This is a genomic window from Burkholderia arboris (assembly GCF_038723655.1).
Taxonomy (GTDB): Bacteria; Pseudomonadota; Gammaproteobacteria; order Burkholderiales; family Burkholderiaceae; genus Burkholderia; species Burkholderia arboris.
This window is the reverse complement of the sequence record NZ_CP109823.1, coordinates 633,331-655,667: the sequence shown is the minus strand read 5'-3', so window position 1 is coordinate 655,667 and position 22,337 is coordinate 633,331. Positions and strand designations below refer to the sequence as shown.

General features: G+C 67.7%; 19 protein-coding genes and 1 pseudogene. 16 read left to right on the top strand and 4 right to left on the bottom strand.

Going from position 1 to position 22,337, the window contains the following annotated elements:
• Positions 1 to 7 precede the first annotated feature (7 nt).
• From pntB to OHZ10_RS35580, 5 genes are all read left to right on the top strand, one after another.
• Entirely contained in the window at positions 8 to 1,426 is a 1,419-nt protein-coding gene (gene pntB, locus OHZ10_RS35600) for a Re/Si-specific NAD(P)(+) transhydrogenase subunit beta (RefSeq protein ID WP_340626158.1), read from the top strand.
• Between the two features lie 522 nt (positions 1,427 to 1,948).
• Positions 1,949 to 3,739 (top strand): acyl-CoA dehydrogenase, encoded by a 1,791-nt coding sequence (locus tag OHZ10_RS35595; RefSeq protein ID WP_342706488.1) that lies wholly within the window; start codon positions 1,949 to 1,951, stop codon positions 3,737 to 3,739.
• 81 nt (positions 3,740 to 3,820) lie between these two features.
• Entirely contained in the window at positions 3,821 to 5,449 is a 1,629-nt protein-coding gene (locus OHZ10_RS35590; RefSeq protein WP_422674397.1) for an electron transfer flavoprotein-ubiquinone oxidoreductase, read from the top strand.
• A gap of 48 nt (positions 5,450 to 5,497) precedes the next feature.
• The gene (gene bktB, locus OHZ10_RS35585) at positions 5,498 to 6,691 is read left to right on the top strand and encodes a beta-ketothiolase BktB (protein ID WP_059242226.1); all 1,194 of its coding nucleotides are present in this window, start codon (positions 5,498 to 5,500) and stop codon (positions 6,689 to 6,691) included.
• Positions 6,692 to 6,729: 38 nt separating this feature from the next.
• Positions 6,730 to 7,584, top strand: a complete 855-nt coding sequence (locus OHZ10_RS35580; protein ID WP_059242224.1) for a 3-hydroxybutyryl-CoA dehydrogenase — start codon at positions 6,730 to 6,732, stop codon at positions 7,582 to 7,584.
• A 62-nt stretch (positions 7,585 to 7,646) separates the two neighbouring features.
• Here the strand turns inward: OHZ10_RS35580 and OHZ10_RS35575 are convergent, their stop codons facing one another.
• Entirely contained in the window at positions 7,647 to 8,312 is a 666-nt protein-coding gene (locus tag OHZ10_RS35575) for a TetR/AcrR family transcriptional regulator (protein ID WP_059242222.1), read from the bottom strand.
• Between the two features lie 94 nt (positions 8,313 to 8,406).
• On the opposite strand from OHZ10_RS35575, the gene OHZ10_RS35570 reads away from it, so the two are divergent.
• Positions 8,407 to 9,231 carry an NmrA family transcriptional regulator gene (locus OHZ10_RS35570; protein WP_342706487.1) on the top strand — a complete coding sequence of 275 codons (825 nt, stop codon included), beginning with the start codon at positions 8,407 to 8,409 and terminating at the stop codon, positions 9,229 to 9,231.
• 2 nt (positions 9,232 to 9,233) lie between these two features.
• Positions 9,234 to 9,719, top strand: coding sequence for a DUF1772 domain-containing protein (locus OHZ10_RS35565; RefSeq protein WP_256087541.1), 486 nt, complete (start codon positions 9,234 to 9,236; stop codon positions 9,717 to 9,719).
• A gap of 8 nt (positions 9,720 to 9,727) precedes the next feature.
• Here OHZ10_RS35565 and OHZ10_RS35560 read toward each other — a convergent pair whose 3' ends face one another.
• On the bottom strand, positions 9,728 to 10,528 hold the full coding sequence (locus OHZ10_RS35560) for an AraC family transcriptional regulator (protein ID WP_059242217.1): 801 nt from the start codon (positions 10,526 to 10,528) through the stop codon (positions 9,728 to 9,730).
• A gap of 91 nt (positions 10,529 to 10,619) precedes the next feature.
• On the opposite strand from OHZ10_RS35560, the gene OHZ10_RS35555 reads away from it, so the two are divergent.
• Together OHZ10_RS35555 and OHZ10_RS35550 are read left to right on the top strand one after the other, a co-directional pair.
• A complete protein-coding gene (locus OHZ10_RS35555; protein WP_059242215.1) occupies positions 10,620 to 11,528 on the top strand; it encodes a DMT family transporter in 909 nt (302 codons plus the stop codon).
• Positions 11,525 to 12,502 (top strand): ATP-binding protein, encoded by a 978-nt coding sequence (locus tag OHZ10_RS35550; RefSeq protein WP_342706485.1) that lies wholly within the window; start codon positions 11,525 to 11,527, stop codon positions 12,500 to 12,502. Before OHZ10_RS35555 ends, OHZ10_RS35550 begins: the two co-directional genes overlap by 4 nt.
• Positions 12,503 to 12,510: 8 nt before the next feature.
• Here OHZ10_RS35550 and OHZ10_RS35545 read toward each other — a convergent pair whose 3' ends face one another.
• Positions 12,511 to 13,377, bottom strand: coding sequence for a DUF2071 domain-containing protein (locus tag OHZ10_RS35545; protein ID WP_059242211.1), 867 nt, complete (start codon positions 13,375 to 13,377; stop codon positions 12,511 to 12,513).
• A gap of 167 nt (positions 13,378 to 13,544) precedes the next feature.
• Between OHZ10_RS35545 and OHZ10_RS35540 the strand changes: the two genes are divergently transcribed.
• Complete coding sequence (locus OHZ10_RS35540; protein ID WP_059242209.1) at positions 13,545 to 15,119, top strand: serine hydrolase; 1,575 nt, start codon at positions 13,545 to 13,547, stop codon at positions 15,117 to 15,119.
• Between the two features lie 24 nt (positions 15,120 to 15,143).
• Here the strand turns inward: OHZ10_RS35540 and OHZ10_RS35535 are convergent.
• Positions 15,144 to 15,418, bottom strand: a pseudogene (locus OHZ10_RS35535) (deoxyribose-phosphate aldolase); the annotation flags it as partial.
• Positions 15,419 to 15,639: 221 nt separating this feature from the next.
• Here OHZ10_RS35535 and OHZ10_RS35530 point away from each other — a divergent pair.
• Genes OHZ10_RS35530 through OHZ10_RS35505 form a run of 6 tightly spaced genes read left to right on the top strand, consistent with a single transcriptional unit; the run spans position 15,640 to position 22,334 of the window.
• A complete protein-coding gene (locus OHZ10_RS35530) occupies positions 15,640 to 15,945 on the top strand; it encodes a non-heme iron oxygenase ferredoxin subunit (protein ID WP_059242207.1) in 306 nt (101 codons plus the stop codon).
• Positions 15,870 to 17,195 carry an NAD(P)/FAD-dependent oxidoreductase gene (locus OHZ10_RS35525; protein ID WP_342706484.1) on the top strand — a complete coding sequence of 442 codons (1,326 nt, stop codon included), beginning with the start codon at positions 15,870 to 15,872 and terminating at the stop codon, positions 17,193 to 17,195. The genes OHZ10_RS35530 and OHZ10_RS35525 overlap by 76 nt, the downstream gene beginning before the upstream one ends.
• 43 nt (positions 17,196 to 17,238) lie before the next feature.
• The gene (locus tag OHZ10_RS35520; RefSeq protein WP_174994031.1) at positions 17,239 to 18,531 is read left to right on the top strand and encodes an aromatic ring-hydroxylating dioxygenase subunit alpha; all 1,293 of its coding nucleotides are present in this window, start codon (positions 17,239 to 17,241) and stop codon (positions 18,529 to 18,531) included.
• On the top strand, positions 18,531 to 19,040 hold the full coding sequence (locus OHZ10_RS35515) for an aromatic-ring-hydroxylating dioxygenase subunit beta (protein WP_059242201.1): 510 nt from the start codon (positions 18,531 to 18,533) through the stop codon (positions 19,038 to 19,040). Before OHZ10_RS35520 ends, OHZ10_RS35515 begins: the two co-directional genes overlap by 1 nt.
• A gap of 55 nt (positions 19,041 to 19,095) precedes the next feature.
• Complete coding sequence (locus OHZ10_RS35510; protein ID WP_342706483.1) at positions 19,096 to 21,507, top strand: xanthine dehydrogenase family protein molybdopterin-binding subunit; 2,412 nt, start codon at positions 19,096 to 19,098, stop codon at positions 21,505 to 21,507.
• A complete protein-coding gene (locus OHZ10_RS35505; protein WP_059242197.1) occupies positions 21,504 to 22,334 on the top strand; it encodes an FAD binding domain-containing protein in 831 nt (276 codons plus the stop codon). The genes OHZ10_RS35510 and OHZ10_RS35505 overlap by 4 nt, the downstream gene beginning before the upstream one ends.
• The last annotated feature ends 3 nt before the right edge of the window (positions 22,335 to 22,337 follow it).

The following is a 22,337-nucleotide window of genomic DNA, read 5'->3' as shown; positions in this document are numbered from 1 at the left end:
GACAACCATGACTGCAAACCTGACTACCGTCTCCTATATCGGCGCCGCGATCCTGTTCATCCTCAGCCTCGGCGGGCTGGCCAACCCTGAAACCGCGCGTCGCGGCAACCTGCTCGGCATGATCGGCATGCTGATCGCGGTGCTGGCCACCGTGGCCGGTCCGCGCGTGTCGGCCGCGGGCATTCCGTACGTGATCGCCGCACTCGTCGTCGGCGGCGCCGTCGGCCTGTACGCCGCGAAGAAGGTGCAGATGACGCAGATGCCGGAACTGGTCGCGCTGATGCACAGCCTGGTCGGTCTGGCGGCTTGCCTGGTGGGCTTCGCGAGCTACATCGACACGTCGCTGCAATTCACCGGTGCCGAGAAGGCGATCCACGAAGTGGAGATCTACGTCGGCATCCTGATCGGCGCCATCACCTTCGCGGGCTCGATCATCGCGTTCGGCAAGCTGTCGGGCAAGATCGGCGGCAAGCCGCTGCTGCTGCCGGCACGGCACTGGATGAACCTGGCCGCGCTGCTGATCGTGATCTACTACGGCCGCGCGTTCCTGCATGCGGAAAGCATCCAGGACGGCATGCTGCCGCTCGTCGTGATGACCGTGATCTCGCTGCTGTTCGGCGTGCACATGGTGATGGCGATCGGCGGGGCGGACATGCCGGTCGTGGTGTCGATGCTCAACAGCTACTCGGGCTGGGCGGCGGCCGCGACCGGTTTCATGCTCGGCAACGACCTGCTGATCGTGATCGGCGCGCTGGTCGGCTCGTCGGGTGCGATCCTGTCGTACATCATGTGCCGCGCGATGAACCGCAACTTCATCAGCGTGATCGCGGGCGGCTTCGGCAGTGGCGCGGGCGCCCCGGCGGCAGCCGGTGGCGGCGGTGCGCAACCGGCCGGCGAAGCGGTCGCGGTGAGCGCGGCGGAAACGGCCGAGCTGCTGCGCGAGGCGAAGCGCGTGATCATCGTACCCGGCTATGGGATGGCGGTGGCGCAGGCCCAGCACACGGTGTTCGAACTGACGAAGCTGCTGCGCGAGAAGGGCGTCGACGTGCGTTTCGCGATTCACCCGGTCGCGGGCCGCATGCCGGGGCACATGAACGTGCTGCTGGCCGAAGCGAAGGTGCCGTACGACATCGTGCTGGAGATGGACGAGATCAACGACGACTTCCCCGAAGCCGACGTGTCGATGGTGATCGGCGCGAACGACATCGTGAACCCGGCGGCGCAGGACGATCCGACGAGCCCGATCGCCGGCATGCCGGTGCTGGAGGTGTGGAAGGCGAAGACGTCGATCGTGATGAAGCGCAGCATGGCTTCGGGCTATGCAGGCGTCGACAATCCGCTGTTCTACAAGGACAACAACCGCATGTTGTTCGGTGATGCGAAGTCGATGCTGAGCGAGGTCTTCGGTGTGCTGAAAGCCTCCTGATCGCGGCCGCGCGACCGGCGCGGGCCGCAGGCCCGTTCCGGACGCGTGGTTCCTGCATACCGTCGGCCCGCCACGTATCGTTGATGCATGGCGGGCCGATGCACATGCGGCGCGGGGCGTTGCTGCCGGTGTTGATGTGGCCCCGATGAACGTGGCACGCGAGCCGGCCCGGCGCGTGATGCAACCGCACCGGGCGCGTGACCGGTATTCGCGCGCGCTTCCCATAACCGGCTCCCATTGCCGCCGGCCCAGGCCCGATCCGCGGCATCGGCGCCTGCCGCGGGCACGCCGATTGCTCGCCGAATCCGCCAAACCCGAATTCGCCACACCCCTGTCCAGCCGGCCTTTCCCGGCAACGCCCCCCTATCTCGTGGCCGATTTTGTCACCATGTGGGCCGGATATGACAATGGGAATCGCCGGCGGCGGCATTACGATGGGTCACCACGTCGCCCGGGTCTGGCCGCTTCTGCCGCATCGAGCCCTGAGCGCACCTCATTCACCGCCTGATTGGAACATCGACCATGAGCTATAACGCCCCCGTCAAGGACATGCTGTTCGTGCTGAAGGAACTCGCAGGTATCGACGCCGTCGCGCAGTTGCCCGGTTTCGAGGATGCCGGTTACGACACGGCGCAGGCCGTGCTCGACGAGTCCGCGAAGTTCTGCGGCGAGGTGCTGGCGCCGCTGAACGTCGAAGGCGACCGCAACCCGAGCAGCTGGAAGGACGGCGTCGTGACCGCGACGCCGGGCTTCGCGGAAGCGTTCCGCCAGTTCGTCGAAGGCGGCTGGCAGGGGCTGCAGCATCCGGCCGAGTACGACGGCCAGGGGCTGCCGAAGCTGATCGCGACGCCGTGCATCGAGATGCTGAACGCGTCGAACCTGTCGTTCGCGCTGTGTCCGCTGTTGACCGACGGCGCGATCGAGGCGCTGCTGACGGCCGGCACCGACGAGCAGAAGCAGCGCTACGTGCCGAAGCTGATCTCGGGCGAATGGACCGGCACGATGAACCTGACCGAGCCGCAGGCGGGCTCCGACCTCGCGCTGGTGCGCTCGCGCGCCGAGCCGCAGGGCGACGGCACCTACAAGGTGTTCGGCACGAAGATCTTCATCACGTGGGGCGAGCACGACATGGCGGACAACATCGTCCACCTGGTGCTGGCGCGCACGCCGAACGCGCCGGAAGGCGTGAAGGGCATCTCGCTGTTCATCGTGCCGAAGTTCATGGTCAACGAAGACGGCTCGCTGGGGGCACGCAACGACGTGCACTGCGTGTCGATCGAGCACAAGCTCGGGATCAAGGCGAGCCCGACGGCGGTGCTGCAGTACGGCGACCACGGCGGCGCGATCGGCTACCTGATCGGCGAAGAAAGCCGCGGCCTCGAATACATGTTCATCATGATGAACGCGGCGCGCTTCGGCGTCGGGATGCAGGGGATCGGCGTGGCCGACCGTGCGTACCAGAAGGCGGCCGAATTCGCGAAGGAACGCGTGCAGAGCCGCCCGGTGGACGGGTCGGCCAAGCAGTCGGTGACGATCATCCATCACCCGGACGTGCGCCGCATGCTCGGCACGATGCGCGCACTGACCGAAGGCGCACGGGCGCTGGCATACGTGGCAGCCGCGCACAGCGACATTGCCCACCGCCATTCGGACGAGGCGACGCGCAGCCGTCATCAGGCAATCTACGAGTATCTGGTGCCGGTGGTGAAGGGCTGGAGCACGGAGATGGTGAACGACGTGGCGAGCCTGGGCGTGCAGGTGCACGGCGGGATGGGCTTCATCGAGGAGACGGGCGCGGCACAGTACTACCGCGATGCACGGATCCTGGCGATCTACGAAGGAACGACGGCGATCCAGGCGAACGACCTGGTCGGGCGCAAGACGATGCGCGACGGCGGCGCGGTGGCGAAGGCGCTGCTCGCGGAAGTCGGCGACACGGTGACGGCGCTGGGCAAGCTGGACGGCGCGGCGGCCGCATCGATGAAGGCGCAGCTGGAGAAGGGCGCCCGCGCGCTGTCGTCGGTGGTGGATTACGTGCTGGCGAACGTGAAGCAGGACCCGAACGCGGTGTTCGCGGGCAGCGTGCCGTACCTGAAGCTGGCGGGCGTGGTGCTGTGCGGGTGGCAGATGGCGCGTGCGCTGGTGGCCGCGCAGGCGAACCGCGCGAGCGACCCGGCGTTCTTCGACGCGAAGATCGCGATCGCGCAATGCTATGCGGAGCACATTCTCGTGCAGGCCGGTGCGCTCGAAGCGTCGATCGTCGGCGCGAAGGGCAACGAGAGCGTGCTCGCGTTGACGGAAGACCAGTTCTGACCGGTTGACGGTCGGGACGCAGGAGGAGACAGGATTTTGACCACACAGGACTTGCTCGCGCAATACGGCCCGCGCGAATCGATGGAATACGACGTCGTGATCGTCGGCGGCGGCCCCGCCGGGCTGTCGGCGGCGATCCGGCTCAAGCAGCTGGCCGCCGAGAAAGGCACCGAGATCGGCGTGTGCGTGCTCGAGAAGGGTTCCGAGATCGGCGCGCACATCCTGTCGGGCGCGGTGATGGACCCGCGCGCGATCAACGAACTGTTCCCCGACTGGAAGGAACGGGGTGCGCCGCTCGACGTCGAGGTGACGGAAGACCGCTTCCTGTTCCTGTCCGAGAAAAGCGCGGTCACGACGCCGAACTGGGCGCTGCCCGCCAACTTCCAGAACCACGGCAACTACGTGATTTCGCTGGGCAACGTCACGCGCTGGCTCGGGGCACAGGCCGAAGCGCTGGGCGTCGAGATCTTCCCGGGCTTCCCGGCCGCCGAGATCCTGTACAACGACGACGGCTCGGTCAAAGGCGTCGCGACCGGCAACATGGGCGTGGGCAAGGACGGCGAGCCGACCGAGAACTTCCAGCTCGGCATGGAGCTGCACGCGAAGTACACGCTGTTCGCCGAAGGCTGCCGCGGCCACCTCGGCCGTCAGCTGATCTCGAAGTTCAAGCTCGACGCGAACGCGGAGCCGCAGGCGTACGGGATCGGCATCAAGGAACTGTGGGAAATCGATCCCGCGAAGCACAAGCCGGGCCTCGTGATCCACACGGCCGGCTGGCCGCTGAAGTCCGATACGTACGGCGGCTCGTTCCTGTATCACATGGACAACAACCAGGTCGTGGTCGGCTTCGTGGTCGGCCTCGGCTACACGAACCCGTACCTGTCGCCGTTCGAGGAATTCCAGCGCTACAAGACGCATCCGTCGATCCGCGCGTTTCTCGAAGGCGGCAAGCGCGTGTCGTACGGCGCGCGCGCGATCACGGCCGGCGGCCTGCTGTCGCTGCCGAAGACGGTGTTCCCGGGCGGCGCGCTGATCGGCGACGACGCGGGCTTCCTGAACGCATCGCGGATCAAGGGCAGCCATGCGGCGATCAAGACCGGCATGCTGGCGGCCGACGCCGCGTTCGACGCGGTGCAGGCCGGCCGCCAGAGCGATGAACTCAACGCGTACCCGGACGCGTTCAAGCAGTCGTGGCTGTACACGGAGCTGTATCGCGCGCGCAACTTCAAGCAGTGGATGGCCAAGGGCCTGTACCTGGGCACGCTGATGGTCGGGCTCGAGCAGAAGGTGATGGGCGGCAACGTGCCGTGGACGCTGCACCACAAGCATGCGGACCACGAGATGCTGAAGCCGGCGTCGCAGTGCGAGCCGATCGAATATCCGAAGCCGGACGGCAAGCTGACGTTCGACCGGCTGTCGTCGGTGTTCATCTCGAACACGAACCACGAAGAGAACCAGCCGGCGCACCTGACGCTGAAGGATGCGAACGTGCCGGTGAACGTGAACCTGCGCACGTACGCGGGGCCGGAGGGGCGTTTCTGCCCGGCGGCGGTGTACGAGTTCGTGAAGAACGACGACGGCAGCGATCGCCTGGTGATCAACGCGCAGAACTGCGTGCACTGCAAGACCTGCGACATCAAGGACCCGACGCAGAACATCGTGTGGGTCACGCCGGAAGGCGGCGGCGGGCCGAATTACCCGAACATGTAACGCAACGCATCCTTGCGCCCGCGGGCGCGAACGAACCGGAGTGAAACGATGAGCAATGCAGCGAAAGAAGTCGTGGTGGTGAGCGGTGTCCGTACCGCGATCGGTGATTTCGGCGGCAGCCTGAAGGATTTCTCGCCGACCGATCTCGGGGCGAAGGTGGTCGCGGAAGTGCTGTCGCGCGCGAACGTGCCGGGCGATGCGGTCGGCCATGTCGTGTTCGGCCACGTCGTGAACACCGAGCCGAAGGACATGTATCTCGCGCGTGTCGCGGCGATCAATGGCGGTGTCGCGCAGCACGCGCCGGCGCTGACCGTGAACCGCTTGTGCGGCTCGGGCCTGCAGGCGATCGTGTCCGCTGCGCAGACGATCATGCTCGGCGATGCCGACGTCGCGATCGGCGGTGGTTCGGAAAGCATGAGCCGCGCGCCGTACACGGTGCCGGCCGCGCGCTTCGGCCAGCGCATGGGTGACGGCAAGCTCGTCGACATGATGCTCGGCGCGCTGCACGACCCGTTCCAGACGATCCACATGGGCGTGACGGCCGAGAACGTCGCACGCAAGTACGACATCTCGCGCGACGCACAGGATGCGCTGGCGCTCGAATCGCATCGTCGCGCGGCGCGCGCGATCGCGGAAGGGCGCTTCAAGGATCAGATCCTGCCGATCTCGATCCGCACGAAGAAGGGCGAGGTCGCGTTCGACACCGACGAGCACGTGCGTCAAGACGCAAGCGCGGACGATTTCACGAAACTCAAGCCGGTGTTCGCGAAGGAAAACGGCACCGTGACGGCCGGCAACGCATCGGGCATCAACGATGCGGCGGCAGCCGTGCTGATGATGAGCGCGGACGCTGCGCGCGCCCAGGGCGTGAAGCCGCTCGCACGCCTCGTCGCGTATGCGCACGCGGGTGTCGATCCGGCGTACATGGGCATCGGCCCGGTGCCGGCCACGCAGAAGGCACTCGAACGCGCGGGCCTGAAGATCACCGATCTCGACGTGATCGAAGCAAACGAAGCGTTCGCCGCACAGGCCTGCGCCGTCACGCAGGAGCTGGGCCTCGATCCGGCGAAGGTCAACCCGAACGGTTCGGGCATCTCGCTCGGTCACCCGATCGGTGCGACCGGCGCGCTGATCACGGTCAAGGCGCTGTACGAGCTGAAGCGCATCGGCGGGCGTTACGCGCTCGTGACGATGTGTATCGGCGGCGGCCAGGGGATTGCTGCGATCTTCGAGAACATCTGATAATCGACCGTTCAGCACCCGAACACACAGGAAAATTCATGGCCATCGAAATCGTCGGCGTCGTGGGCGCCGGAACCATGGGTAACGGCATTGCGCAAACGGCTGCCGTTGCGGGACTCAACGTCGTGATGATCGACGTCAGCGACGCCGCGCTCGACAAGGGCCTCGCCACGCTGAAGGGCAGCCTGGAGCGGCTCGTGTCGAAGGAGAAGCTCGACGCGGCCGCACGCGATGCGGCGCTCGCGCGCATCACGACGTCGACCGACTACGCGAAGCTCGCATCGGTCGACATCGTGATCGAAGCGGCGACCGAGAACGTCGAGCTGAAGGGCCGCATCCTGAAGCAGATCGAGGCCGTCGCGCGCCCCGACGCGATCATCGCGACCAACACGTCGTCGATCTCGATCACCGCGCTCGCGGCGCTGCTCGCGGAGCCGTCGCGTTTCCTCGGCATGCACTTCTTCAACCCGGTGCCGCTGATGCCGCTCGTCGAGATCATCCGCGGGCTGCAGACGAGCGATGCGACCGCGTCGGCCGTGCGCGCACTGACCGAGCGTTTCGACAAGTCGCCGATCGGCGTGCGCAATTCGCCGGGCTTCGTCGTGAACCGGATCCTGGTGCCGATGATCAACGAAGCGTTCTTCGTGCTGGCCGAAGGCATCGCATCGGCGGAGGAGATCGACGCGGGGATGAAGCTCGGCGCGAACCACCCGATCGGGCCGCTCGCGCTGGCCGACCTCGTCGGCCTCGACGTGTGCCTCGCCGTGATGGACGTGTTCGTGAAGGACTTCGGCGATCCCAAGTATCGCGCGTGCCCGCTGCTGCGCGAGATGGTGTCGGCCGGGCGGCTCGGGCGCAAGACCGGGCGCGGCGTGTACGACTACGGCAAGTAAGCGGCACGTCCTGCCACTTCACGCGGCCGCCTTCGGGCGGCCGCGTGCATTGTGCGGCGCGATTATGCGTCGAGCACCGACAGGTCGCGCGGCAGCGCGCGCTTGAACATCGCGAGGATCTGCCGCGCCGCCTTCGGCGGCAACGTGATCGCGTGGCGCACGGCCGCCGCGATCTGGATCATCATCAGCTCGGCGAATGCGCTGCGTTGCGCACGTGTCGTGTCGGGCGCCACGTCTCCCAGCGCATCCGCGAACAGCCCGGCCAGGAATTCGCCGTCCGCCCGGTCGAGATCCTGCAGCGCGCGGTCGGCCTGCGTCGCGCGCCAGATGTCGCGCATCAGCGGCGCGTCGACGAACATCCGGTAGTAGCTGTCCGTGATGCGGGCGAGCGTGGCGTGCAGGTCGTCGAGCGTCTTCATCGCGGCGAGGTCGCGCCGCACGCAGTCGTGCCCGACCGCGTTGTAGCGCTCCGCGAGCGTGCCGATCACGGCCGCCTTGTCCGGAAAGTACTGATACAGCGAACCGAACGAGATGCCCGTGCGCTCGACGATGTCGCTCATCCGGAATGCGTCGCAGCCCTTCTCGATCATCACTTCCGACGCACACGCAAGGATGCGCTCGAACCGCTCGCGGCTGCGCTGTTGCGTCGGCACCAGCCGTGCGCGCGCCGGCGCGTCCGCTGCCGCCGCGTCGGGCTCGTCGTTCTGCCCCGATTTTTGTCGGCCCATGCCGCCTCCGGAAAAACTTGACGTTGCTAATGCGAGAGTCTATCGTGTTTTTGAAACGCGAGACATTCTCGTATTTTCGTCAAAGGAGACGCACATGTCGGCACTTCCCATCCTCATCGTCGGCGGTTCGGGCAAGACGGGCGCCCGCGTCGATGCGCGGCTGCGTGCACGCGGCCTCGCGACGCGCCCGGTGTCGCGCACGTCGGCCGTCCGCTTCGACTGGACGGCGCCCGCGACCTGGCCCGCCGCGCTCGACGGCGTGTCGGCCGCGTATGTGACCTACCAGCCCGACTTGTCCGTTGACGGCGCCGTGGAAGCGATCGCGGCCTTTGCGCGGCTTGCACGGGAAAGCGGTGTCGAGCGCGTGGTGCTGCTGTCCGGGCGCGGCGAGCCCGGCGCACTGGCGGCCGAGGCCGCGCTGCAGGCGTCGGGCGTGGGCTGGGGTGTCGTGCGCGCCAGCTGGTTCAACCAGAACTTCTCCGAGGGCTATCTGCTCGACAGCGTGCTGGCCGGCGAAGTCGCGCTGCCGGCAGGCGCGGTGCGCGAGCCGTTCGTCGATACGGACGACCTCGCGGACGTGGCCGTGGCCGCGCTCACCGATGCGCGGTTCGAGGACCGCGTGATCGAAGTCACGGGCCCGCGCGCGCTGACGTTCGCTGAAGCAGTCGGCGAAATCGCGCGGGCTGCCGGCCGGCCCGTTGCTTATCGCGAGATTCCACCCGAAGCGTTCGTCGCCGGGCTGCGCGAGGCCGGGGTGCCGGAGCCGGTCGTCGAACTGCTCGACGATCTGTTCCGCGTGGTGCTCGACGGGCGCAACAGCGCGGTGGCGTACGGCATCGAACAGACGCTCGGGCGGCCGGCGCGCGATTTCGCCGACTATGCGCGAGCGACGGCCGCCACCGGCGTGTGGAGCGCCTGACCATGATCGCGTTCGTGACTGCCGCATTGCTGTGGGGTTCGGCCATCGGTTGCGGGCTGATGGCCGGCGTGTACTTCGCGTTCTCGACGTTCGTGATGACGTCGCTCGGACGGATCGCGCCGCAGGCCGGCACGGCCGCGATGAATGCGATCAACGTCGACATCGTGCGTTCGCCGTTCATGCCGCTGTTCCTCGGCACGACGCTGATGGCGCTCGCGCTCGTCGTGATCGCGCTGTTCAATCGCGACCAGCCGGGCGCGATGGCGGCGGTCGCGGGCGGCGTGCTGTACGTGTTCGGCATGTTCGCGGTGACGATGGCCGTCAACGTGCCGCTCAACGATGCGCTTGCCGCGGCCGATCCGGCGACCGCGCAAGGCGTGGCGCTGTGGACGCGCTACGTGCACGACTGGACGATGTGGAATCACGTGCGCACGGTCGCGTCGGCGGCTGCGTGTGCGTGCTTCATCGCGGGAATCGCGGCGCGGTAGCGTGGCTGCTACGCATAGAACGCCGACGGCGACATGCCGAAATGCCGCTTGAACATCGCGGAGAACGCACTCTGGCTGCTGTAGCCGTGATCCATCGCAACGGTCAGCACTTTCTCGCCGTGCGCAAGACGCTTGAGCGCGAGCAGCAGCCGCGCCTGCTCGCGCCAGCGGCGGAAGCTGAGCCCCGTCTCGCGCCGGAACGCGCGATGCAGCGTGCGCACCGACAGGCCGAGCTTGTCGGCCCACTCGGCGATCGTGCACAGGTCGTCGGGCGTGGTGACGAGCGTATCGCAGATCGTCCGCAGGCGCGCATCGTGCGGCCACGGCAGGTACAGCGGCAGCAGCGGCGCGACCGTCACCTCGGCCAGCAGCAGGTGCATCAGGTGATCGTGGCGCGAGCCGGGCGCATAGTCGAGTGGCACGTCGACCGCGGCGAGGATCAGCTCGCGCAGCAGCGGATGCACTTCCACCGCGCAACTGCGCGCAGGCAGGTGCTCGACCGCGCCCGGTTCGACGAATACGGTGCGCATCTGCACGTCGCCGCTCATCTGCACCGTATGGTCGAGGCCGGCTTCGAGCCACACGCCGCGCGTCGGCGGCACGACCCACGACGCGCCTTCGGACTGCACGTGCATCACGCCCTCGATCGCATAGAGGAGCTGCGCGCGGCGATGGCTGTGCGTCGGGATCAACGTGCCGTGCACGTACGCGGCCGCCATCGCGGCCACGGGCATCGGCGTCGATTCGTAGCGCAGGTGCGCGAAGGGCTGGGTGGACTCGATTGTCCGATTGGCGATAAGTCCTGACATTTTGGCGTGAGACAGGCAGTTGGGCGGACGGGCACGATGGCGTTCCGATTCACGCCAGATCCCCTGTCAGGATATTAATCCGTCAAACGCGATGAACAAGTCTCCTTTTCTGTTTCCCTTCTGCGCGATCGCGCTGTGGGCCGGCAACGTCGTGGTGTCGAAGCTGTCGGCGTCGACGATCGACCCGTCGGCCATCACGTTCTACCGGCTGCTGCTCGCCGTCGCGCTGATGAGCGTCTTCACGCTGGCCCCCGCGTGGCGCAACCGCGCGAGTCTCGTCGCGCACTTGCCGAAGCTCGCGGTGCTCGGCTTTCTCGCGATGGCGCTGTTCCAGAGCCTGTCCTACGAGGCCGCGAAGACGACCAGCGCGACCAACATGGCGATCATCACCGCGCTCGTGCCGCTGATGACGATGGTGCTCAGCTCGCTGCTGCTCGGCGATCCGCCGGGCGCGGGCATGATCGGCGGCGGGGTGCTGTCGCTCGCGGGTGTCGTCTACCTGATCGCAGAAGGGCACCCGACGGCGATCGCCGCGCGAGGCGTGCATGCGGGCGACCTGCTGATGCTGGCCGCGTCGGCCGCGTACGCGCTTTACGGCGTGTTGCTCAAGCGCTGGCGCATCGGCGCGCTGCCGGCATGGCAGTCGACCTACGTGCAGGCGCTGGCCGCGCTCGTGTTCATGGTGCCGATGCTGCTGCGGTTGCCCGCGCAGGCCGCGTGGCCGACGCGCGCGAGCGTGCCGCTGATCCTGTACGCCGGCGTGCTGGCGTCGGTGGTGCTGCCCTATCTGTGGATGCAGGGCGTGCGGCTGCTCGGCCCGAGCCGCTGCGCGATGTTCATGAACCTGCTGCCCGTGATGACGGCCGGCGGCGCGATCGTGTTGCTCGGCGAATCGCTGCGGCTGTATCACCTGATCGGCGGCGGCGTCGCGCTTGTCGGCGTGGCGATCGCGCAGCGGTTCCCGTTCCATGCAGGTGCGTCGCAAGGCGCCCGCCAATGAGCGCCGGTTTCGACGTGCAGGACCTGATCGCCGCGCTGCCGGACGACCATGCACCGGTTGCCGACCCGTCGCTTGCGCGCCACCTCGAACGTATCGCGACCGCGCTCGAAGCGATGGCGGGCACCGGGCGGCAGGCGGCCGTCGATTTCGATGCGGCCGTCGCGTTTCGCTGGCGCGGTTTCGGCGCAGGCGATCGATCGGCGCCGCTCGAGCCGATCGCCACGCCCGCGCTCGTCGCGTTTGACGCGCTGCGCAACGTCGGCCGGCAGGCGGCGATCGTCGAACGGAACACGCGGCAGTTCGTGCGCGGGTTCGCGGCCAATCACGTGCTGCTGACCGGCGCGCGCGGCACCGGCAAGTCGTCGATCGTGAAGGCGTGCTTGCACGCGTTCGCGGCGCACGGGCTGAGGCTGATCGAGGTCAGCAAGGAAGGGCTGAACGATCTGCCGGCGATCGTCGAGTTGGTGCGCACACGGCCCGAGCGCTACATCGTGTTCTGCGACGACCTGTCGTTCGAGGCCGGCGAGACCGGCTACAAGGGGCTCAAGACGGTGCTCGACGGCTCGGTTGCGAGCGACCTGTCGAACGTGCTGGTGTACGCGACGTCCAATCGCCGCCACCTGATGCCCGAGCAGGCGAGCGACAACGCGAACGTGACGCGCGCGGAGAACGGCGAGCTGCATCCGGGCGATGCGGTCGAGGAGCGGATCTCGCTGTCCGAGCGCTTCGGGATCTGGGTCACGTTCTACGGCTTCACGCAGGACGAGTATCTGGCCGTCGTCGAGAGCTGTCTCGGCGCGGCCGGGTTCGATGACGGGCAGATCCGTGCGGCGCGCGAGCCGGCGCTGCAATGGGCGCTCGAACGTGGTGCGCGCTCGGGGCGGATTGCGGTGCAGTTTGCGCGCGATTACGCGGGGCGGCTGGCGGACGAAGGCGGCGCGGACGAAGGCGCGCCCGGGCGCCGAACCGGCTGAGCGCCGCGTTACAGCAACCGCTCGGACAGCACACGGAACGCGACGTTGGGCACAACGAAGCACATCGGTTCGCCGGTGGCGCCGATGCGTGCGAGGAAATCGCCGCCGCCCGCGGGCCCGGTCGTCGTCAGCGGCCGGACCGCGTCGACGCGGATCGGCAGGTCGATCGACGCGCAGGCAAGACGGTCGCAGTCCTGGACATGCGCGATCGCCGCATGCTGCAGCGCCAGGTACGCGACGGCCGCGCGCCAGTCGTCGAAGAACGGCGCGAAGGCGGCGGGCAGCGTCCGGTCGTCCGACGCTTCGGCCGTGCAGCGGAAGTCGGGCGCACTCCCGCCACCGCCGGCCAGCACCGTGTCGTAGCGTCCGGCGTGGGCCGCATGCGTGAAGCGCCGCGCGAGATGGGACGGCAACGCATCGCTGAAGAGCCGGCTACCGAGCGCATAGAGCGGGTGGTCGAATACGTTCTTCACGAACAGCACGGTGCGCTCGGCCGGCATCCCGTCCGGCAGCGCGTCGACGTAGAGCCGCCAGTTGCTCTGCAGCGGCGACGGAAACACGCGCCGCAGCGGGCCGGCGAGACGCGGGCCGAAGTGCCGGTGCGCATAGGTGAGCGTCGTGAACAGCGTGCGGCCGTCGCGGCTCGCAAGCGTGACGCCGCGCGGCACGAGGTGCGCGACGGCGGCGACCTCGACGACCCATGTGCAATACACGACGTTCTCGACGTCGCTCGCGAGCTGCAGGAACGGCAGCCGCGACAGCAGCGCGCGGCGTGCGCGCAGCAGCGGGCCGCTCCCGACGATCCGGTTGGCGAGCCGGCCGGCGATGCCGGCGGACGGGTAAACGAAGGTGTTGTCGTAGCGCATGGGCGGCATTGTGCCGGCGTTGCGGCATGAGCGGAAGACGGTGCGCGACGGCGCCCGGGTATTGTGGGATTCGTGAGGGGCAGGCATATTATCCGGGCGATCGGGGCCGGACCGTGCCGGATCGCGCCGGAGATCAAGAACAGAACACGCACGCACCAATCCACGGGGTTTGCATCATGACCGACTCTTTCGATCGCAGGCGCTTCCTCAAGACGGCATTCGGCTCGGCAATCGGCCTCGGCGGCCTCGGTATGCTGCAGGCGTGCGGCGGCGATTCGGTGTCGCCGGATCCGCTCGCGCCGGTGCCCGATGCACAGGTCGCGGCGGCCGTCGCACGGCTCGACCCGCTCGTGAGCGCGCTGCTCGGCAGCTCGGGCGTGCCCGGCATCGCGGTGTCCGTCGTGCACGGCGGGAAGACGCTGTTCGCGAAGGGCTACGGCGTGTGCAGCACGGCCACCGGCCAGCCCGTCGACGCCGATACGATCTTTCAGCTTGCGTCGGTCTCGAAGTCGATCGGTGCGACGGTCGTCGCGTCGCAGGTCGGCAAGGGCGTCGCGCGTTGGGATACGCGGATGCAGCAGCTGATGCCATCGTTCGCGCTGTCCGATCCGGCGGTCACGCAGTCGCTGACGGTCGCCGACCTGTATGCGCACCGTTCGGGGCTGCCGGAGCATGTCGGCGATCAGCTCGAGGAACTCGGGTTCGACCAGGCGACCGTATTCAACCGGTTGCGCGAGATCCCGCTCGTCGGCTACCGAAGCCATTATGCGTATACGAACATCGGCCTGACCGCCGCGGCGATCGGCGTCGCGAATGCGGCGGGCATCGACTGGGCGACGCTGTCGGAGCAGGCCGTTTATGCGCCGCTCGGGATGACGCGCACGAGCTCGCGATACGCGGACTACCAGGCGAGCGCGAACCATGCGGTGGGGCACGTGCCCGTCAACGGCGTGTTCGTGCCGGTCGCGGCGCCGCGCGATGCCGACCTGCAATCGCCGGCGGGCGGCGCGAGCTCGTCGGTCAACGATCTCGCGCGATGGATGGCGATGGTGCTGGCCGGCGGCCGCGCCGGCGCGACGCAACTGATCCCCGCCGCCGCGCTGTCGCCGGCGCTGTCGCCGCAAATCCAGATCCGCCCGGCGAGCGCGGACGGCGCCGCCGCGTACTACGGCTTCGGCTTCAACGTCGGCACGACCGCCGACGGCGGGCGGCCGATGGTCAGCCACTCCGGCGGCTTCCTGCTGGGCGCCGGTACCTTCTTCGTGCTCGTGCCGTCGCTCGACATCGGCATTGCCGTGCTGACCAACACCTGGCCGGTCGGCGTGGCGGAGGCGATCGGTTTCGCCTTCCTCGACCTGGTCCAGTACGGTGCGCAGCAGCGGGACTGGGCGGCCTTCGCGAAGGAGCAGACGGCCCCGCTGACCGCGCCGGCCGGTTCGCTGGCCGGTGCCGCCGCTCCCGTGTCGCCGGCGCCGCCGCAAGCGTTGGCCGCCTATGCGGGCACCTACGGCAACGACTACTACGGGCCGATGACGGTGAGCGTGGTCAACAACGCGCTGGTGCTGACGATCGGTGCCGGCAACGTGCCGTTCGCGTGCGCGCATTGGGACGGCGATACGTTCGCGATCAGCCCGTCGGGTGAAATGGCGCCGCCCGGGTCGAAATACGCGCTCACGTTCGCCGGTACGCCGCCGACGCGCGTGACTGCCGAACTGTTCAGCGACGGCGGGCTGAACGTCTTTACCCGCTGACGCCAGCGGCGGTTCAGTCAGCGGCGCGACATCCGCGAGCGTTGCATCGCCGTGGCCGAACCCGGTCGACGTCTTCACGAACGCCGAGCCGAGATCGCGGCACATCCCGCATGCGCGGATTGTCTCGTCGTCGGTCAGCCGCCCCGTATCGAGGGTCTCTTGAGCGGCACCGCGCCGCATGCGTGGTGTACGCCCGCGATGTCGGCCGTCACGTCGTCGGCGCGGCCGCGCTTCAACTCGCCGACGTCGATCGTCATGTCAAACTCTCCGGCATCCGCGGCGGTGGCTTCCAATATCTCATTGGGGGGACGGTCCCTCGTCGATCCTGGCCGGTGCGGCAAGTCGCGGATCCAGCACGACGGGCAACGCCCCGGCTTCTCCGGCACGCGTTCTTGAAATTGTTGCGAGCGGGTCGGTAACGCGTCATGTCGTCGGGTAAACACTGGACCGGAGTGCTTGACTTCGATTTTGACGCTGTTAAGCTTAATTCATCAGCATACTGATTAATTGAGGCAAGCAGATGAGTTACAGATTCGCAGCGAAGCGGGCCGACCTGGTGGAAGACGAACCGCTTCCGGTGACGATCGGCGACGAGCGGATTGCGTTGTATCTGCTCGACGGGAACGTTCACGCGACGCACAACGTGTGCACGCATCAGTTCGCGCTGTTGAGCGACGGCTACATGGAAGACGGGTGTATCGAATGTCCGCTTCACCAGGGCCGTTTCGACATTCGCACGGGCGCCGCAGTGTGCGCGCCGGCAACGGCACCGGTACGCGTGTACGACGTCCGGCTCGAAGGCGATTCGATCATGGTGGATCTATGAACGCGTCGACGGTCGATGCACGGCACGCGTCGCAGACGATCCTGATCGTCGGGGCAGGGCAGGCCGGCGGGCGCGCGGCCGAGGCGCTGCGCGCACGGGGGTTCGGGGGCCGCATCGTGCTCGCGGGCGATGAACCTGCGCGCCCTTATGAGCGGCCGCCACTGTCGAAGGACGTGCTGCTTGCCGGCGACGATGCGGATTGCTTCACCGGCTGGCTGCATCCGGCGTCGTTTTATCAGGATTCGCGCATCGAATGGCGCGACGATTGCGTCGAGCGGCTCGATCTTGCGAATCGGGTTGCCGCGTTCCGCGACGGACCGTCGATCCACTTCGACCAGTGCCTGTTGACGACGGGCGGACGTGCCAGGCACTGGCCGGGCCTGCGCGAAGGGCGGCACGTGTACTCGTTGCGGACGCTGGCGGATGCGATGCGTTTGCGTGAACGGCTTGCCACCGCGCAATCGGTGGCGGTGATCGGCGGCGGGTTCCTCGGTCTCGAATTCGCGGCCAGCGCGCGCAAGCGGGGTCTCGACGTGACGATCTTCGAATCGGCGTCGCGGCTGCTGGCGCGGGCGGTGCCGGCGGCATTTGCCGCGCGGCTGCGCGACAAGCACGAGACGCATGGCGTGCGGTTCGTCTTCGATGCGTGCGGATTGCGCGTCGACGATTCGGGGCCGGGTGTTCGCCTCGAAACGGAAAGCGGCAGCGCCGGTTTCGATTTCTGTGTCGTTGCGATCGGGCAGACGCCGAACGACGATCTCGCGCGCCGGTCGGGCATTGAAACCGACAACGGCATCGTGGTCGACGCGTACTGCCGTACCTCGGCGCCCGGCATCTATGCGGCGGGCGATTGCGCGAACTTTCCGTTCGGCGCGACGGGTCAGCGACTGCGTCTCGAGTCCTGGCAGAACGCGCAGGAACAGGCGATCGTCGCGGCGGCCAACATGACGGGCGAACAGCTGGCCTATCGACCCACGCCGTGGTTCTGGACCGATCAGTACGACTGGAACATCCAGATGCTCGGCATGCCGGACAGTGCGATCGAGTGCTGGGTCGAGCGGCCGTCGCCGGACGGGAAGGCCTTGTCGATCGGACTGCGCGGCGGCGCGATCGTGTATGCACTGGCGATCAACCAGGGAGGCGAACTGCGTGCATTGCGCCGCTTGCTCGAGCGCGGGACGCCGGTCGACCCGGCCGCACTGGCGGACCCGTCGGTCAAGTTGCGGCAGCTGGACCAGCGGGCGGCGTAGTCATCAATTCGGGCGCAGCGGCTGCGCCCCAGCGGAGAACAACGTGTATTCGTGCGACACCATCATCGGCGGCGGAACGCCGCAGGCAAAAAACCTTCCGGTCGAAGCGCTCGCGTGGCCCGACGAAGGCCTTCAGGCGATTCCCGACTGGGTTTATACCAGCGACGCCGTCTATGCGCGGGAGGTCGAGCGGATCTTCCACGGCCGGACCTGGAACTTCGTCGCGCTCGAAGCCGAGGTGCCGAACGCCGGCGACTACAAGCGTTCGTACGTCGGGCCGACGCCGGTCGTCGTATCGCGTGCCGAAGACGGGTCGATCAACGTGTTCGAGAACCGGTGCGCACATCGCGGCGCGGAATTTTGCCGGCACAGCCGCGGCAACAACGCGGAGTTCGTCTGTCCGTATCACCAATGGTCGTACGACCTGAAAGGCAACCTGCAAGGCATTCCGTTCAAGCGCGGGGTGAACAAGCTCGGCGGCATGCCGAAGGATTTCCGCAACGACGCGCACGGGCTGCGCAAGCTTGCGGTCGCGACGCGGAACGGCGTCGTGTTCGCATCGTTCGTGCACGACATGGAGCCGCTCGAGGATTACCTGACGCCGGAGATCCTCACCGATTTCGATACGGTGTTCAACGGCAAGCGGCTGCGCATTCTCGGCTTCTACAAGAACGAGTTGCCGTGCAACTGGAAGATGTACCACGAGAACCTGAAGGATCCGTATCACGCGACGTTGCTGCATTCGTTCCTCGTGGTGTTCGGCCTGCTGGTGGCGGGCAACCGTTCCGCGATGATCGCCGATGGCAAGTACGGGATTCACGGCACGATGGCGTCGGCCAAGAGCGACGATCTTTACGCGCAGGTCGACGAGGACAAGAAGAAGGAGATGCGTTCGTTCCACGAAGGGATGGTGCTGCGTGACGAGCGCTTCCTCGAATTCGTCAAGGAGTTCGATTCCGAATGGTCGGTGACGATGCAGACGATCTGGCCGAACCTGGTCGTGCAGCGCGAAATGAACACGCTGGGCGTGCGCCACATCGTGCCGAACGGGCCGAACAGCATGATCATGCTGTGGACGATGTTCGGCTACGAGGACGACAGCGACGACATGGTTCGCCACCGCCTGCGCCAGGGCAACCTGATGGGGCCGGCGGGCTTTCTCGGGCTGGAGGACAACGAGGCGATGAAGTTCGTCCAGGAGGGCGTGCGGCGCTCCGTGACCGACCGCAGCGTGATCCGGCTCGACGGCGACAAGATCGGTACCGCGGACAACCTGATCTCGGAGGCGGCGATTCGCGCCATGTACAAACACTATCGGGAAGTGATGGGGTTCTGATGCTGAAAGGATTCGACAAAAAGCCGGTCGCGCACGGGGATGCGATCGCGGCCCGCATGGCGGTCGAGGCATTTCACGCCGAGTATTGCGCTGCGCTCGACGACGGCGAGCTGGAGCGCTGGCCCGAGTTCTTTGCCGAGCAGTGCGTGTATCGCGTGACCGAATACGAGAATGCGGAACGCGGGTTGCCGGTCGGGCTCGTCTATGCGGAAGGCCGCGACATGCTGCGCGATCGCGCGGTCGCGATCTCGCGCACGCAGATGTTCGCGCCGCGCCGCGTGCTGCATCTGGTCACGAACGTGCGGATTCTCGACGCGAACGACGAGGAGATCGTCGCGCAGAGCAATTACGTCCTGCTGCAGACGCTGGTTGAAGGCGCGACAACGGTTCATCAGGCGGGCCGCCTGTACGACCGCTTCGCACGCAACGGCAGCAGCCTGCTGCTGAAGGAGCGGCAGGCCGTGTACGACACGGCGCTGATCGCCAACGATCTCGCGTATCCGGTCTGATGGCGAGCGCGCAAACGAGCGGGCGTCCGTTGCGGGCGGCCCGGGAGGACAGCATATGAACGAAGCACCGAACACGGAGGCGCCGGTCGATACCGGCGGCGTCGGCGCGCGCGTGCGACGCCGGGAGGACGAGCGGCACCTGAACGGGAAGGGGCGGTTCGTCGCGGATTACACGTTTCCCGACCTGCAGGAAGTGGCGTTCCTGCGCAGTCCGCTTGCGCATGCGATCGTTCGTCGCATCGGCAAGCCCGAACGGCATGCGGCCCAGGTGATCGTGCGGGACGACATGGCAGGCGCGACGGATATCGTCGCCGATTCGAGCCTGCCGAGCTACCGGTCGTCCGCGCATCCGCCGCTGGCGTCGGGCAAGGTCCGCTTCGTCGGCGAGCCGGTCGCCATGTGCTTCGCGGCAACGCGTGCGGAAGCGGAAGACATCGCCGAGGAGATCGAGCTGGATCTCGACGAATTGCCGGCGTTCGCGAATGCGTTTTCCGCGCGGGAGCGCACCGACACGCGCGTGCACGATCACTGGCCCGACAACCTGTTTCTCGATCTGAAGGCCGATGTCGACTTCGACGCGCACGCGCAGCGTGCGACCGTCGTCGTGAAGCAGACGGTGGATCTGGCGCGTCAGTGCATGGTGCCGATGGAAGGCAAGGCCGCGCTCGCATACTGGGACCACACGCAGGCGCAGCTCGTCGTGATCACGTCGACGCAGGTGCCGCACATGATCCGCACGATCCTTGCGCAGTGCCTCGGGCTCGACCAGGCACAGGTGCGCGTCATCTCGCCCGACGTCGGCGGCGCATTCGGCTACAAGTGCGTGCTGCAGCAGGAGGAGCTGTGCGTCGCGTGGCTCGCGCTGACGTACAAGCGGCCGTTCCGGTTCATCGAGGACCGGCGCGAACACCTGATCGCGGGCGCGAATACGCGGCAGCACCATTACGAACTGACGGCCTATGCGGACGATCGCGGCCGCCTGCTGGCGCTCGATGCTCAACTGCTGATCGACGGTGGTGCCTATTCGGCGTGGCCGTTCACGATCGGCCTCGAGGCCGGGCAAGCGCTCGGCAACCTGCCCGGGCCGTACGATTTCCGCGGCTACCGGTGCCGTACGCAATGCGCGGCGACCAACAAGCCGGGCTTCCTGCCGTATCGCGGCGTCGCGCGAACGGGCGTGTGCTTCGCGATCGAACTGACGATGGACGCGATCGCGCGCGCGGTCGGACGCGAGGCGTGGGAGGTGCGTCACGACAACCTGGTGCGCGGTGCCGACATGCCGTACACGAACGTCGTGAAGAAGCACTATGACAGCGGGGATTTCCAGGCAAGCCTGAAGCAGGCCGTCGAGCAGATCGACGTGTCGCGCTGGCGGCAGCGCCAGGCGCTGGGCGAGCCCGACGGCCGGTTGATCGGCGTCGGCTTCGCCACCTTCACCGAGCAATCCGCACACGGCACGTCGGTGTTCGCGTCGTGGGGGCTGCCCGTCGTACCGGGCTACGATCTTGCCACCGCGCGCATCACGGCCGACGGCGGCATCGAACTGCGCGCGGGCATCCATTCGCACGGGCAGGGCATGGAGACGACGCTCGCGCAGATCGCGAGCGAGGTGCTCGGCGTGCCGGTGCAGAAGATCCGGCTGGTGCACGGCGATACGGCGCTCACGCCGTATTCGACCGGCACCTATGCATCGCGCAGCATCGTGATGGCGGGCGGCGCCGTCGCCGCGGCCTGTCGCGAACTGGTCCCGCGGCTGGTCCGGATCGGCGCGCACCTGCTGAACGAAGCGGAAAGCGCGGTGCGATTCGACGCGGGGCGCGTCGTGGGCGCGAGCGGCAGCGTCACGCTCGCGGACGTCGCGGCGGCCTGGTATCTGCGGCCGGACACGTTGCCGAAGGGCGTCGACCTGGCCGGCCTGGAAACGACGCAAGGCTTCAAGCCGGCGGTCGACACGGGCGCATTCAGCTACGCGACCCATGCGGCGGTCGTGGCGGTCGATACGCAAACGGGGCAGGTCGAGATCCTCGATTACGTGATCGTCGAAGACTGCGGCACGATGATCAATCCGATGGTGGTCGAAGGACAGACGATCGGCGGGACGGCACAGGGAATCGGCACCGCGTTCTACGAAGAGACGCTGTACGACGACAATGCGCAGCCGCTGACGTCGACGCTGGCCGACTACATGTTGCCGGGGCCGACTGAGCTGCCGTCGCTGCGGATCCATCACATGGAAACGCCGTCGCCGTACACGGCGTTCGGTGCGAAAGGTGTCGGCGAGGGCGGTGCGATCGCGCCGCCGGCCGCGCTTTTCAATGCGGTCAACGATGCGCTTCGGCCGCTCGGCGCGCGGGTATCGGAAACGCCGCTGACGCCGCGCCGGCTGCTGCAGGCGATCGAGGCGGCGAAAGGCGGCCACGCCGCGGGCACGCATTCCGCGGTCGCGGCAGGGGAGGCAATCCGATGAAGGCCGCCGCATTCGAATACGTGGCGTGTGCGTCGATCGCCGATGCGCTGGACGAACTGCAACGGGGCAACGGAAGCGCCAAGCCGATGGCCGGCAGCCAGTCGATGGGGCCGATGCTGAATCTGCGGCTGGCGCGGCCGGCACGCGTGATCGACGTGTCGCGCATCGATGCCTTGCGCCAGGTCAGCGCAGCGGGCAGCGACATCCGGATCGGCGCGGCCGTCACGCACGCGGAAATCGAGGACGGCAAGCATCCGCTGCTGCGCGGCGGCATGCTGCAGGTTGTCGCGTCGGGTATCGCGTACCGCGCGATCCGCAATCGCGGCACGATCGGCGGCAGCCTCGCGCATGCCGATCCGGCGGCCGACTGGCCGCTGGCGCTGAGCGCGCTCGATGCGCGGCTCGAACTGACCGGGCCGTCGGGTGTCCGGCAGGTTCGCGCGGCCACGTTCATGCTCGGCGCATTTACGACGCAACTGGCGGACGGCGAGCTGATTTCCGCGGTGCTCGTGCCCAGAACGAGCGACGCCGTGCGCTGGGGCTACTACAAGCTGTGCCGCAAGACCGGTGAATTCGCGCACGCGAGCGCGGCGGCCGTCTTCGACGCGGAAACGGGCCTGGCGCGCGTGGTGGCCGGTGCGCTGGACGGCCCGCCCGCCGCGCTCGATGCGCTGGCAGCGGAGATCGCCCGCCACGGGCCGGCTGCGGCGACGCAGGCGGCGATCGCCGACGCGGTCGCGACCGTGATGCCCAACGCCGATGCGATCGATCGCGGCATGCACGAGGCGGCGGTCGAACGCTGTCTTGCCGCCGTGTTCGGCCGGTAGGCC